Source organism: Desulfobacula sp. (assembly GCF_030145145.1).
Taxonomy (GTDB): domain Bacteria; phylum Desulfobacterota; class Desulfobacteria; order Desulfobacterales; family Desulfobacteraceae; genus Desulfobacula.
Genome location: NZ_JAQYWD010000005.1, coordinates 162082 through 176279, shown reverse-complemented (window position 1 = coordinate 176279; position 14198 = coordinate 162082). Strand labels below are relative to the sequence as shown.

The following is a 14198-nucleotide window of genomic DNA, read 5'->3' as shown; positions in this document are numbered from 1 at the left end:
AAATCCATAAATCCTATGTTGTCCCTCAGGATATTAAGAGCCAATGGATGGTGGGATGAATTTTGGGATCATCGAACTGAGCAGATAATGGCTGCTTGATTACTACAACAGGGACGATTTACACCCTTATCAGTAGGTTCACATTCCCTCTCCTTTGCTGGGCTTTATGTTGGAAACAACGATACTTCAGCATTTATAGATAATGTACAATTAAACTCAACACCTAGCCCGACACCAGAACCGACCACAGTGCTTCTCTTTGGTATTGGTCTTTTAGGGGTTGCAGGGGTCAGCAGAAGAAAAAAATAGAAATAATATTTGAATCAGCTTGAAAGGCAGGGCTATTGATTTAGTTCCTGCTTTTTTCTTCTGACATCGCCTTTATTCTCTATATTTTGATTAAACTATATGAGCCAAACACAGCATCAGAACCCATTAGCCCACATTAACCGATATAATATAAAAAAAACAGTTTCCGAAATCCCCAGGTCTTGATTTTGAATATTCCGGTTACTCTCCAATAAAAGTGAATGAAGTTTTTAAAAATTTGATTTTTTATTTTCCCATATAACATAATTATTCTTTGAAAATTTATTTGCCTTGCACCACAATATATATTAGGGTAATTTTTGTTGAAATAATATGCAATATTAAATTTTTTTAGAAAATTATCCATAATAACAAATGCATTACATGATTCACAAACAGGAGGCGGTATGGAGAATCAAAAGTGTAATTTGGGGCTCATTTTTTTTATGGTTTTAATTATATTAATTTTTTTTGCAATTCCAATTTTAAACGCGGCCACCATTTCCGGCACTGTTTTCAAAGAAGACGGCTCAAGTCCAGTTACAAATGCGAGCATTGCTGTTAATGTTTATGGAGGAGCGCCATGTGGTAGCCACCAACTTATCGCGCAAGGCACCACTGGGAACGGCAATTTTGTGATTACAGGCTTATCCCCAGGTATCTATTTTCTTAAAGCGGTTAATGTATCCGGCACAGCCGACTATATAGACGAATGGTGGTCAGTGGAAGGTAGTATTTGGGATTGTTGGGGGGCTGAAACCATTGTTATAAACAGTTCAGAAGATGTAATCTCCAATAAAAATTTCCAACTGGATCTGTACGGTAGGATTTCAGGATCGGTTTATGATGCAAACGGCAATCCGATGGCGGAACAACAAATTCTTGATGTATCTGCCTTTAGAGGGAGTTCCTGTGAAAATAGTGAATGGATTGATGTTTCCGCATGGATTGGACAACCTTCATACACAATCGAAAAAGTACCTCCTGGTACCTATTATGTCAGAACCCATAACAAGGGCTATGTCTGGTACATTGATGAATACCATACGACCAGTGGTAATACTAATAATGGCATATCTTATTTATGCGAATCTGCAACCCAGGTGACCGTCTCTTCAGGGATGGATACCCAAGATGTTGATTTTCAATTGGATAGCGGCGGCAGGATTTCAGGGACTGTTTATAAATCGGATGGTACCACCCCTGTCACCGACGCCGAAATCTTTGTTTCAGCCTATGAGGGAACACCCTGTGACGCGGGCCGATCTGTTGCTGGGGTATCGACTTTAAACGGCGATTACATCCTTGCAGGGATTCCACCAGGTAATTATTACATTCAAGCCCGTCGCAGTGATGGAGCCAATTATCTCAGTGAATGGTACAACGTTCCAGCGAGCAGCAATAACTGCACAGATGCCGATGCCGTCCAGGTTTGGGTAGGGGGGGAGACAAAGGACATTGACTTTCAACTGGACGGCGGCGGCAGCATCACCGGAAAGATAGTTGATGAAAGCGGACAACCGCTTGGAAATGTTAAAATCCAATATAATAGCAAAGAAATGAATTCTCAGGCAATGTCAGATCAGGTTGATGGCACTTTTACAGTATATGGGCTTGGACCTGGTCCTGGACAAATCAGGATTATCAGTGACCCGGGGCGCTATGTTGTAGGATTCAGAAGAACTTATTATCTGGAAAATGGTGAGAAAAAAGATATCGGAACTCTGACTGTCCAAAAGGGAGCAGTTATAAGTGGTATGGTTACCAAGGGTGGTGTCCCGCTGCAGGAATACGGACTTTACGTTGGGGCCAAGCTTATCCTGGATAAAGTGGATACCAGTGCTGATGGCACCTTCAGTTTTGTTCTGCCTCCTGGTAATTTTACGATCACCAGTAAAGATGCAATGGATTCAATTACGACTGTTCCTTATAAGATCGTGGTGGCTGAGGAAGATATCATGACAAACAAGAGTATCCCCCCGATAGCCGCATATGATTTGTCAAACGGAGATATCTACAATGGGACTGTAACTATCAATACTCCCCTGTCGGCAGGGTCAGGCGTTTTCATGGTAATGTCCTTCATGAATGATGAGGATTTTGATATTAATAATTGGGGAGCCATGAATGGCTTGAGCATGGGCGGTATGTTTGATGGATCTATCACATCAAATCCCTATCAGTTTGCAACTCCTCTGGGTAGCACTGTGAGGCTAACTATGGGTCTGTATAGTAAAGGAAATGATGAGAATGAATCATTTACAGTAATCAACTCTATCGGTAATGTCACCAGTGGCGGAACATACAATTACACTTATAACAGCTTAGGTTCGATCGTTGATGGTTATGTTACCCGAAATGGTGAACCAGCCCTCTTCGCATTAATAGGACTATATCGCAAAATAGACAATGAATTTAAAGGTTTTGCAAAAGCAGACCACACAGGTCACTATGTTCTTTATGATGTGCCGGACGGTACTTACTGGGTTGGAGCAACAGCAGAGGATTATGATGGCATAATCAAAACTCCAGATTTTATTGTTAATGACAATGTTACTATTCCAACAATTCAGATTGTTTCAGTTATGGACGATATTGATGGAGACGGTGTGTCAGATGATAACGACAATTGCCCAAATACGCCTATTGGAGCAGAAGTAGATGCTAATGGCTGTGCAGATACTCAAAAAGATTCAGATGGAGATGGTGTTTCTGATGCTATAGACCAATGCTCCGATACACCGTCTGGTGTGAGTGTAGATGTCAATGGATGTTCTTCCCCTCAACTTGATAGTGACAGTGACGGAGTGACTGATGATCAGGATGAATGTCCAGGAACTCCGTCAGAGGCAGAGTGCGTTTATATCAATGGTTGCTCAACCACCCAGCAAGCTTCTATTATTGTTCAGAAAGAACAAGTTATTAATAATCTAAATGCAACTATATCTTCTATGTTTACTCAAGAGCAACTTGATGCTGTTATACTAAATGAAAGAAAAAAGTGGGATATTAATGGTGATGGCAAAATTACTATAGAAGAAGCTATTTATGCATTAAAAATAGCCTCTGGGGTCCAACCAGAATAAAAAAAGGTTACTGCTGAGGCAGGGTCAGAAATGGCCCTGCTGTTATTTTTTATCGAAAGCTATATATTGTGGGCAAGGTTTTTTTGAGATTGTAATCACAATTAAACTTTATGAACCAAGAACGTCATCGAAAATCATTATTCCCAATTAAACTCGATATATAGATCACATTTCAATAGGGTCTGAAAATTTTTTCCCCCAGGGACCGAATAAAAGTATCTCTATCTCCAATATAGCATAATGGAAGCTTGATTGATTTGCCGTTGCAATTCCCCATATAATTGAATTTCGGTTCTGTTTCATGATTTGAAACTATTTGTTTTTATAAGGTTGATAGTGTGAACTTTTGTTCATAGGGTCAACTCCATGATTTTTTTAAAATTATTGTATAAAAACAGTTATTTATGTTAATAAATCAGGGAAAACCATTAGGAAAAAAAATCTCAAACTATCACATTAATTTCTCAGAGAAAAAGTAAATAAAAACAACGTAAATAAAGCGTGTCCTGTGTTTAGACAGATAAAAAAGAAGGCATGATTATTGCTCTCCTGTTTTGCGAAAGTAGATAAAGCCGAACCTGTTGTGAAGCGGGGAAGGAAAGCCACGGGTCATTGTGATAAAAAGAGCCAATTTTTTAGTGTAATTGTTGGTGTATTCATGTAATATACTGATTTTATAAAATTTTTGGCATTCCTTTTTTTTAGAAAAACGCTTTTGTCATTTGTCACCCACTTGTTTTCATTTTTTCATAAAAGATGGAGGATTCACTCATGGAGATGGTATGTAAATTTAAAACTATTAGTATAATCTTTTTATGTTTTTTCTTATTGTTCTTTTCTGCAAATACAGCGACTGGTACAATATACACAGAAGACTTCAACGATGGAAATATTGATGCTCCTTTTGAGATTAATACTACTAATTATACAATTTCCAACGGAGAATTACATATTATTGGCGGAGAGCCTTACAATAATACAGACCTCTGTGAAATTGGGGTGTACCATTTCAATGGTGACTACATTTATCGGGTCGAATCCTCTTTATTAGTATTAGGACCAAATCCTACTGATTTAACTGGCATCTCGCTTCAGTGGTATGAAGACTCCAATGATAACCATGGATGGAAGGCTCATTTAAAGTTCGATCACACCAATGGGGTATTCTGGGCCCATTATTGGAATGGCACCGATGCATTTGACGTAAATTTAGAATCATTCAACTATAATGAATGGTATGATTTGAGTATCACCTTTAATACGGATTCCATTACGTATGGTATTAATGGAAGCGAAACCGAGTTATTTAAAGGATCATACCAAGAACCAACTTCAATATATTATAGCTACGGTGAAATCCACAGTGCCATTTTCCCAGCAGATGGCGTAGATGTTTATGCCGACAACTTATCAGTTTATATTAAGCAGGTCATTCCAGAACCTGCCTCAATGTTCCTATTCAGTTTTGGTCTCCTTGGAATAGCAGGGATCAGCAGAAAGAAAAAATAGCACGAATAGTTGGATCAACATTAAAGGCAGGGCTATTGATTTGGTTTCTATCTTTTTGCTCTCAATTCAGATTAAATTATATGAGCCAAGAACGGTATTATAAGCCATTCTTTCATATTCCAGTTAATAATATATAAAAATAAACCGAGTATCAATAATGCATGATGAGGGTAAATGAATCAAAACGAATGATGCTAAAATAAGTTTTATCCCGCGTACAATAATCCTGGTGTTCTATGATAAATAAAAATTACAGGGTCTATTACCTGCTTTCTAATTTTAATCAATTTCAGTATTGTGATTCTATGATGATGGGTACCTGACCAATAAATATTTCAGGATAAACCAGGCACAATCATGGGCACAATCGGTATCTTTTGAGGTAAGGCAGAATGAAGTGTTGTCTTTAACCAACTGTATTTATTCATTAATATTTGATACGAAGATATATTTTATACTCCCGGCCATAGATTTCGAAGTCCAGCGCTCTATCCAGCTGAGCTACGGGCGCACAAGGCCATGAAGCAGATCTTAAATAACATAGTCGAAGGCTTTATGCAATATGTGGGAACCCTTTTTAACCTGATTCTTCAGGTTAAATGAATTCATTGAAAATTCAACCGGCCTTGAGGGATACAACTATCTGTTTTTATATTAAAAATATATCTCACGCTTTAATAAAGGGTTTCAATTCTTTAGAAGATACGACATGACAATAGATCATATTGAGTATTTCCAATTCTTTATCATGTAATTCATCGGAACCGGCAGCGCAACAGTCTTCTACCACCACCACATTAAAGCTTTCATCTGCAAGGCTTCTGACAGATGATGAAATGCATTGATCGGTAAAAATTCCAGCAATGACAACATTTTTGATATTCATGTTGTGTAGAACCAATCGTAAATTGGTGCCGGTCAGGGCACTATCTGTGGTTTTACAGACAACAATCTCATCCTTTTGCGGCGCTAATTCAGGCACAATTTTCGATTCATCAGACTCTTTTGGCAGCAACAGATAATTCCAGCCGGGTTTTTTCTGACTAAGGGATCGATCCTTACCATTTTCTTTCAAGCAGGCAATCCGCGCAAACAAAACATCCATGTCATTATCACGAAAGTGTTGCATCAAATCCGCAGTGTTTGGGATCACAAGAGAATTCATGCGATTTAAAAAAGGCGCCCACCTTTTTTGGTCAATGGGATCTTCCGGGGGCTTGAGGTAGGTATTCTGGATATCAATCACCAAAAGGGCTGTTTCTTTTTTTTTAAGGATTAAGTCATCCGGTTCCGGTGCGTGCGCATAATAAAAAGATCTATAATTCGTTTTCCAGTTCATAATTTTTCACTCCTGAATAGAACGCTTTATCGGTGATAAAGCCGTTTTTTAATTGAGGGCCAACACCCGACTTCAAGTGATCCGGTAATCCCGCCTGGCCTTAAAATCAAGGTTGCAATCATTGCAATCGCTAAAACGACCTCTGTCATACCCACTATTGGCTTAGGAAACATCTGCGCCATATTGATCATATTTTCTATTGCCCTTAACCCGTCAAAAACAACGGAAACGGCAATCGTACCGATTACGGCGCCTGTAACAGTCGTCGTTCCACCAATGACCAGCATTCCCAATATAACAAAGGTCTCTTTTAAATAGAATGCATTTGGAGAAAAAGAAGTAATAAAATGCGCCCAAATACCCCCTGCGATTCCTGCCATGAAGGCACTGATGATAAATCCGATCCACCGTAACTTTGACAGGTTCGCCCCAATAGCCGAGGCCGCCACTTGATCATCCCGGACAGCTCTCAACAGGAGACCATAGCGAGATTCCTTGTATAACAAGGTTAAAAACAGCATCACGATGGCAACCCCACCCGCAAGGTAAATATCGGTGATCGCTTTGATCCCGAAAAGCGTTCTGGGTCCATTGGTAACCGCGGACCAATGGACCATAACGGTATGCAGGACAACCAGCAGGGCAAATGATGTAATCACTGCTGCGGCATCAGATAACCGCATTAATGGGTAAGATATGGTTGCTGCAAGAAGTGCCGCAACCAGTCCGCCAATAAAGATAGCAAGATACGGGGATATTTCGATGGTTTTCAACATCAAATAAAGGTCAGGTAACGCCATTGATTTCATACGAAGTGGCATTGCCAGCAGAGCCGAGGTGTAGGCCCCAACACCCATAAACCCAATATGCGCAAAAGATAATATTCCTGAATTCCCCATAAAGGATTGAAGCCCCAGTACCAGTATCATATTAATACAGAGGATGATCGCAAGTCGATTCAGCAGGCGGATATTGATCAAATCGACGCCGATGACGATGATGACAATGGGGATGATGAGGATAAAAAATGTGGCCATAGTGTTTTTATTAAACATTGTAATCTCCCGATCAGGTTCTTTGACCCGTTGCAGGTCCCTTGATTAAGCCTTCCGGCTTTAATACCAATAGCAAAATAACAAATGAAAACGTGAAGGCATCTCTGAACTGCAACAAATCCTGCGGTAGCGTATAGTTCAAGGAAATATCAATAAAGGCTAAAAGGTATCCCCCTAAAACAGCTCCCTGCAAACTCCGCATACCACCAATAACTGTAGCGATAAAAGCAATCAATAGCGGTTCCAGTCCAATTGTGGGAAGGACAACCCCAATCCGTCCCAGCCACAAAATACCAACGACCCCTGCAAAAAACCCACTGATGGCAAACGCCAGACTGATGACCAGGTTGGCCGGCACACCTAACATGCGTGCCATACGGAACTCAGATGCCGCCGCCCTTAATGCTATGCCCAGGACTGTTTTTTTCAACAACAAAGCAAAAAGAATTAAAAGCACTACAGCAAAAATTATGGTGATAATATTCCTTAATGGAATGATAACGCCGGCTAATTCAACCGACTGGGTGAACAGATCCGGTAACGGCACTTGACGGGAACGAGGAGAAATAAATAGAAGTGCCGCATTCTGCAGGAGTGTACTAAACGCAAACGAGGTGATTAACACAGCAGTGACTGATTTCGCTCTAACAGGCCGAAACGCAATCAATTCCGTTAAGATTCCGAAAAAAACAGCCATAAGAATGCCGCACCCTGCCATGACAATCCATGGCAGGGGTGAACCGCTTAACAAAAACAGCGTATACCCTGTCACCATGATCAATTCGCCATAAGCAAAATTGACCAACTTCAAAATACCGTAAACGATCACCAGTCCTAAAGCCATTAGTGCATACAAACTTCCCAGGCTCAGGGCATCAATTGTAAATTGTATGATTTGTCCTATCATCCAGTCACCTTTGTCCTATCTGTTAATTTCCAAAATAGATGGAAGCCAAATCTGAATTTGATGCGATATCTTTTGCCGGTCCCGCCGTGGCAACCGTACCCAGCGACAGGACATAGGCCCGATCGGCCAGTTGCAATGCTTTTACGGCATTTTGTTCCACAAGCAGGATCGTTAGCCCTTGATTTTTAAGATGAAGAATCAATTCAAAAATATGGTCAACGATTGCTGGAGCAAGGCCAAGAGACGGTTCATCCAGCAACAGCAATTTGGGCCTGGACATCAATGCCCGGGCGATTACCAATTGCTGCTGTTCGCCTCCTGATAACGTTCCTGCCGATTGATTCACCCGGTCTTTCAAAATAGGAAATAACCCATACATCTTTTCCAAATCTTGTTCAATGCCGACTTTATCCCTGCTGCGAATGAAGGCACCCAATTTGAGATTTTCATGCGTCGTAAGATCAGGAAAAACGTCTCTTGTTTCCGGGACCATGGCAATGCCCATTCGAATCGTTTTTTCAGGGGGATACAAGGTGATATCCTGACCGTTAAAAACAATGCTGCCCTGATCGCATTTTAGTGCACCGGCAACGGCCAGCAAGGTAGTAGATTTTCCGGCACCATTCGCACCCAGCAGCGCCACGAGCTCTCCTTGGTTCACCAGCAAATCGATTTTTTTAACACCTGAAACCGCACCGTACTTCACACCCAGATTATCGATTTTAAGCATCCTTTTCCTCCGAATCCGCACTTGAACCTAAATAGGCCTCAATCACTTTTGGCAACCGGCGGACCGTTTCCACATCCCCCTCACCGATTGTTTTCCCCGAATCTATCACATGCAGCCGCGTACACAGGCGCATGATCAAACTCATATCATGGTCAATGATCAGTATGCCCAGGTCATAGTCTTGCGGCAGCTGGTTCAAGATTTCCAGCAGCGTATCACTTTCGGCTTCATTCATTCCTGCAGCAGGTTCATCTAATAGCAAAAAGTTGGGTTGGCTGGCCAAAGCTCGGCTGATTTCAACCCTTCGCTTATCGCCATAATTAAGGGTATGCGCCAATTGATCAGAATAAGATTGCAAATCAAATTTTATCATTAGTTCATTGGCCCGGTCTTTTGCCGTCTTACGGGAAACCCCCTGGGCAATTGCTCCCAGTTCTATGTTTTCTGAAATCGTTAATTCATCAAACAACCGAACAATCTGAAAAGAACGTGCAATACCGTGGTAAGCAACTTTATGGGGAGGAAGTCCCGTGATATTTTGACCATTACAGGTAACCTGGCCGGCTGAAACAGCCACCTGACCTGTCAACGCATTGACAAAAGTGGTTTTACCAGAACCATTGGGGCCAATCAACCCTACAATTTCACCCTTTGAGATTGTTAAAGATACATTATCAAGCGCACGTAATCCAAAAAAATCAACACAGAGTCCGGTTGCACTTAACATCTTATTTTTCATAACCCACCCAACCTTTTTGAACAATTTTTTTCAAACGTTAAAGGGGATAAAGATATCCCCTTTAAAAAAAAATAAACGCGCAATAAATCTTATGGTGCCGGTGGGTTGGCCGGACGTCGCCATCCAATGAAAGACGGCTTGCCATCCTGCAATTGAACGAGTACAGCGGCTTTGTCAGGCGCATGGCCTTCTTCTGAAGATTTATAAGACAGTTTACCGGTTAACAAATTAAATTCATGGGTTTCCATCACCTTAGCAACTGCTGCACCATCTGTGGTACCTGCTAATTTAACTGCTTCCGCCATTAACATAACCGTATCCCATCCAGTTGCGACAAATGAGGTATCTGGTTCTTCATTGTAGAATGCCTTATACAAACTGATAAATTTTGGCATATCCGGATGTGCTTCCGGTCCCATCCAGGTATGGGTTACAAAATAAATATCATTTCCAAACTTTTTTCCTAATGCATCAAATAGTCCGGGATCATCATAGGAATCACCCCCCATGACAGGTGCATCAATACCAACCTCACGAAGCGAGCGGATAATGGTGCTCAGATCCGGTTGATAGGAAGAAATAAAAATCACATCCGGTTTTGTCTTCAGTGCTTTTATCCTTGACAGTTGTGCTGAAAAATCTTGATCCCCCTGGGTATATTTTTCTTCCCCTAATATTGTTCCGCCAATGGCTTTAAAATGGGCCGTAAAATATTTACTCAGGCTTTTTGTGTACGCAATAAATTGATCCGTGACCACATACGCATTTTTCCACCCCCGCTCATTAAAGGCATATTCCGCTGCAGTCGCCCCCATGGTGGTATTCCACATGGACAGGGTAAATTGTTTGTCGCCAAGGGACCAGGAACTGTATAATGGATCTGATGCGCACGTAGAAACGCCGACAATTCCTGCTTTCTGGGCTTCCCGGCCAGCCGGCCCTCCAAAATCAAAATCACAGGGCGCAATAAATAAGGCAGCGCCCTTATCGATTAACTGAACCGCAATATTGCCGACATTGACCGGATCACTTTTCCCATCCAGATTGATGAAGACCAACCGTTTCCCCAGTAATCCACCGGCATCATTGATCGCCTTTACGGCAACCTGGGCCCCTCTTAATCCCGGATCATCCAATGGTGCTTGAACCCCTGTGGAGCTGAGGGCTCCTCCGATAATTATATCCTTTGCAAAGCCAATACCTCCCATGCACAGCAATAAAATTATCAAGACCAGCCCAAATACACTTTTTTTCAAAACATGGTCAAACATATCCGACTCCTTTTTAAAAGTTAAAAATAACTTGCAGTGGCGGTTTTGTAAATATCCTTATATTTTAACAATATTTACCTGCTAAATCGCCTTATTATTAACAAATCCGTGTGGTAAATACAACTTGACAGTCCGAAAAAAGATCACTGTCAACTCCCCACCAGGAACATTAACAATGGCACATAGAGAATGCCCAGTAGAATGGAAATCGAAACAACCTTTGAGGTAAATTCCTTGTCCAGCTGGGCGATGGCGCTGAATGTCAGTGCCATAAACCCGACAGGCGCAGCGGAACAGATCAGCACCACGGAAAAGGTCTGGCCGGTGAGCCCCAGCAAGGTTGCCAGACCAACCCCGACAGCCAGGCCCAATCCAACACGTATGAAAATGGTCAGGGAAACCAGTTTCAAATCGGCAAATTGCGGCCGGAAAAAAATGCCCAGAGCAATAAGGATCAGCGGGCTGGTCATCTGGCCGACATTTTCCAGGAAAGGCGCAAGGTAATTCGGCAGGCCCAGGGAGAACAGGCTCATCCCGATGGCAATGGCAAACGCCCAGAACAGGGGTGATTGCATCAATTTAATCATCATGGCAGTCGATCGGACAGGCGTTGCCCCATATTTGAACGCCATTAGATAGGTGATGGTCGCCGTGGTTAACCCGTTGCCGAAATCAAACAGCACGGCATCAGCAAATCCGGCGTCACCAAATCCAACCATGATGAAGGGAAACATGAAAACGTTATTGGCAATCATGGTGCTGACCAGCATGGCACCCAGGGTCTTGCGCGGAATTTCAGCAAACCGGGGAACCATCAGCGTAGCCGCCATGCAGCACAAATTGATGGCTATATTAATCAGTGGCAGATAAATCTTATCCCAGGTGAGTGGGGTTTGGGAAAGCCTTAAAAGCACCAGGGCAGGCAGGGTAACAAAAAATACCAGCCTGAGCAGGAATTCGGCATCGACGGTATCCACAAATCGAACTTTTCTAAGAACGATACCCAGTCCGAAAAGAAGAAAAATAGGGGATAATTTTATCAGAATTTCCTGCATGTATTTCCTTTTGCGCAAGTGTTCAGCAGATCTACAGACAGGCGGATTGATCAACCCCGTATTGGAACTGCAATTGTGGTTTACTAAATTAAAAAATTACTTCTTGTCAATAAAAATGTTACCACAACAGGGTTCTCACATCTTTAATATCATAAACACATATTCACCCTCATTAAAGTCAATGGTCAGGTTTGCACCCCGGCCTTCGGCATATCGTGGTCTTCTGTTATTGAGAATATCTGTCCCATGGATTGAACCTTCCGTCTGAAATCATCAAAAAATAAGGAATTTAATTTAGGTCCGTGTTTCTATCATAAGTCCTGTTTTGGAATTGACAACAATCGGGTTTAAAAGTAGAACCCAGGTAAAATGAAGGCAAATAAAATAAAACGAATCCGCGCGTGGATCCGGAGGACAATGGTTAAAGTCCTTCTAGGACTGTTCTGTTTTACGATCGCTCAGGTTCTGGCACTCAAATTTATCAACCCGCCATTCACTCCGAATGTGGTATGGGAATGGACAGAATCGGTTATTGAAAACCGTCCCCACAATCGTCCCAGCTATAAGTGGAAAGACATTGAAACCCTGTCACCTCATCTGAGGAGAGCCGTCATTGCTGCTGAAGACCAGCGGTTTTTATCCCATAACGGATTTGATTTCAAGGAAATAAAAAATGTTTTAAACAATTTAATCCACCATAAAAGACTCAGGGGGGCCAGTACCATCAGCATGCAGACTGCCAGAAGCGTATTTTTGTTGTCCAGCAAAAGTGTGTTCAGGAAACTGGCAGAGGTGTATTACACGATCCTGATTGAACTGTTCTGGGACAAAGAGCGAATCCTTGAGATGTATTTAAATACAGTGGATTGGGGAACCGGCGTTACCGGCGCCGAAGCGGCCGCTCAAAAATACTATTCAAAAAGCGCCAAACACCTCACGCCTGGCCAGGCGGCATTAATGACAGCTGTTTTGCCGAATCCGCACAAGTGGTCGGTCAAGCGCCCTACCCCGTACCTGAAAGCGCGTCAGAAGCGGATCATGGAAGACCTTCACCGGATGCCGCTGCTGTAAACGAAAGGGGTCTACTGGCCTGTTTTAATTTTCGTTACTGCCGCATCAAAGCTTGCCTGATCAGCCTTAAACGCCCTGGCCGATTCGCCGATCCTGAGAATGGTCAAGGTATTAATCCTGTCACCTTTTTGAATTTTATTTACCACGTCCTGACCGTTTACCACCCGTCCAAAAACCGTATGTTTATTGTCAAGCCAGGGGGTGGCCTTATGGGTAATAAAAAACTGGCTGCCATTGGTGCCGGGCCCGGCATTGGCCATGGAAAGGATACCGGGTGAATCATGGGTTAACCCCCTGACAAACTCATCCGGGAATCGGTATCCCGGGCCGCCCCGGCCGGTTCCGGTGGGATCGCCGCCCTGAATCATAAAATCCTTGATCACCCGGTGAAAGACCAGCCCGTCATAATATTTTTTGGACGGTCCCTGGCTGGAGGCAAGGGTCCCTTCGGCCAGTCCGACAAAATTAATAACGGTAAGGGGAACCCGTTCATAATACAGGACCGCAAGAATCCGGCCTTTATTCGTATCAAATTGCGCGTATACCCCCGCCTTGAGGTCTTCAGCGAACGACAGACCGGGCAGGAACAATGCACATAAAAAAATTGACATGACAAGCAGTTTTTTGGACGTCTTCATTTTGGCGGTCTCCTTAAACAAAAAAACCCGTCACTCAAAGCAATTGAATTCCGGGTATTGATGATGGATCTTTAAAAAAAATGGGGTGAGTGAAGGGGCTCGAACCCTCGACATCCAGGACCACAACCTAGCGCTCTGCCAACTGAGCTACACCCACCACAAAAAACTTCCCTTAATTATCAGACCTTGGTTTGTTTATCAATAGTTTTTTCATGCCAGGGCCTATATTTTACATTGACCTTGAAGCCTTGTTTGACTATTATTCCTGCGTATCACTATTTCATTGAAGGATTTTTTATGAATACATTGTTAATATTTGTTGTCCGGCTGATTTTAGGCCTTGTATTCGGCATTCTCCTTATCCGGCTGTTCAGGCCGGAGTGGGGGATTTACCATGGGGTCGCCGCAGGACTCATCCTGGTGGGCCTGGCCTATGGCATGGCGTTTTTCAGAAAAAAGGACAAACCATAAACGTTAGGATTTTTGTAC

Annotated in this window: 14 protein-coding genes and 1 tRNA gene; 5 read left to right on the top strand and 10 right to left on the bottom strand. The window is 42.5% G+C overall.

Annotated elements, in window-relative coordinates:
• The first annotated feature begins 195 nt into the window (after nt 1-195).
• The 3 genes from Q1Q15_RS25440 (at nt 196) to Q1Q15_RS04245 (ending at nt 4904) form a co-directional block, all read left to right on the top strand.
• Nucleotides 196-309 carry a PEP-CTERM sorting domain-containing protein gene (locus Q1Q15_RS25440; protein WP_363320857.1) on the top strand — a complete coding sequence of 38 codons (114 nt, stop codon included), beginning with the start codon at nt 196-198 and terminating at the stop codon, nt 307-309.
• Between the two features lie 407 nt (nt 310-716).
• Nucleotides 717-3395, top strand: a complete 2679-nt coding sequence (locus Q1Q15_RS04250; protein WP_300457011.1) for a thrombospondin type 3 repeat-containing protein — start codon at nt 717-719, stop codon at nt 3393-3395.
• A gap of 771 nt (nt 3396-4166) precedes the next feature.
• Nucleotides 4167-4904: a PEP-CTERM sorting domain-containing protein gene (locus tag Q1Q15_RS04245; RefSeq protein ID WP_300457009.1), complete on the top strand. Its 738-nt coding sequence runs from the start codon at nt 4167-4169 to the stop codon at nt 4902-4904.
• Nucleotides 4905-5571: 667 nt separating this feature from the next.
• On the opposite strand, the gene Q1Q15_RS04240 is transcribed toward Q1Q15_RS04245, so the two are convergent.
• The 8 genes from Q1Q15_RS04240 to Q1Q15_RS04205 all read right to left on the bottom strand — a co-directional run bounded on the left by Q1Q15_RS04240 (nt 5572) and on the right by Q1Q15_RS04205 (nt 12237).
• Entirely contained in the window at nt 5572-6243 is a 672-nt protein-coding gene (locus Q1Q15_RS04240) for an isochorismatase family cysteine hydrolase (RefSeq protein WP_300457007.1), read from the bottom strand.
• 26 nt (nt 6244-6269) lie between these two features.
• Nucleotides 6270-7298 carry a branched-chain amino acid ABC transporter permease gene (locus tag Q1Q15_RS04235; RefSeq protein WP_300457005.1) on the bottom strand — a complete coding sequence of 343 codons (1029 nt, stop codon included), beginning with the start codon at nt 7296-7298 and terminating at the stop codon, nt 6270-6272.
• Between the two features lie 13 nt (nt 7299-7311).
• Complete coding sequence (locus tag Q1Q15_RS04230; protein ID WP_300457003.1) at nt 7312-8205, bottom strand: branched-chain amino acid ABC transporter permease; 894 nt, start codon at nt 8203-8205, stop codon at nt 7312-7314.
• Between the two features lie 22 nt (nt 8206-8227).
• The gene (locus Q1Q15_RS04225) at nt 8228-8935 is read right to left on the bottom strand and encodes an ABC transporter ATP-binding protein (RefSeq protein WP_300457001.1); all 708 of its coding nucleotides are present in this window, start codon (nt 8933-8935) and stop codon (nt 8228-8230) included.
• Nucleotides 8928-9674 (bottom strand): ABC transporter ATP-binding protein, encoded by a 747-nt coding sequence (locus tag Q1Q15_RS04220; RefSeq protein WP_300456999.1) that lies wholly within the window; start codon nt 9672-9674, stop codon nt 8928-8930. The genes Q1Q15_RS04225 and Q1Q15_RS04220 overlap by 8 nt, the downstream gene beginning before the upstream one ends.
• A gap of 89 nt (nt 9675-9763) precedes the next feature.
• Complete coding sequence (locus Q1Q15_RS04215; RefSeq protein WP_300456998.1) at nt 9764-10945, bottom strand: ABC transporter substrate-binding protein; 1182 nt, start codon at nt 10943-10945, stop codon at nt 9764-9766.
• A 149-nt stretch (nt 10946-11094) separates the two neighbouring features.
• Nucleotides 11095-12000 (bottom strand): AEC family transporter, encoded by a 906-nt coding sequence (locus Q1Q15_RS04210; RefSeq protein ID WP_300456996.1) that lies wholly within the window; start codon nt 11998-12000, stop codon nt 11095-11097.
• Between the two features lie 135 nt (nt 12001-12135).
• A complete protein-coding gene (locus Q1Q15_RS04205) occupies nt 12136-12237 on the bottom strand; it encodes an AF1514 family protein (protein WP_300457013.1) in 102 nt (33 codons plus the stop codon).
• A 180-nt stretch (nt 12238-12417) separates the two neighbouring features.
• Between Q1Q15_RS04205 and mtgA the strand changes: the two genes are divergently transcribed.
• On the top strand, nt 12418-13071 hold the full coding sequence (gene mtgA / locus Q1Q15_RS04200; RefSeq protein WP_300456994.1) for a monofunctional biosynthetic peptidoglycan transglycosylase: 654 nt from the start codon (nt 12418-12420) through the stop codon (nt 13069-13071).
• Nucleotides 13072-13082: 11 nt separating this feature from the next.
• Here the strand turns inward: mtgA and Q1Q15_RS04195 are convergent, their stop codons facing one another.
• Nucleotides 13083-13709 carry a peptidylprolyl isomerase gene (locus Q1Q15_RS04195; RefSeq protein WP_300456993.1) on the bottom strand — a complete coding sequence of 209 codons (627 nt, stop codon included), beginning with the start codon at nt 13707-13709 and terminating at the stop codon, nt 13083-13085.
• A gap of 81 nt (nt 13710-13790) precedes the next feature.
• Nucleotides 13791-13866, bottom strand: a tRNA-His gene (locus Q1Q15_RS04190).
• A 140-nt stretch (nt 13867-14006) separates the two neighbouring features.
• Between Q1Q15_RS04190 and Q1Q15_RS04185 the strand changes: the two genes are divergently transcribed.
• Entirely contained in the window at nt 14007-14180 is a 174-nt protein-coding gene (locus Q1Q15_RS04185) for a hypothetical protein (RefSeq protein WP_300456991.1), read from the top strand.
• The last annotated feature ends 18 nt before the right edge of the window (nt 14181-14198 follow it).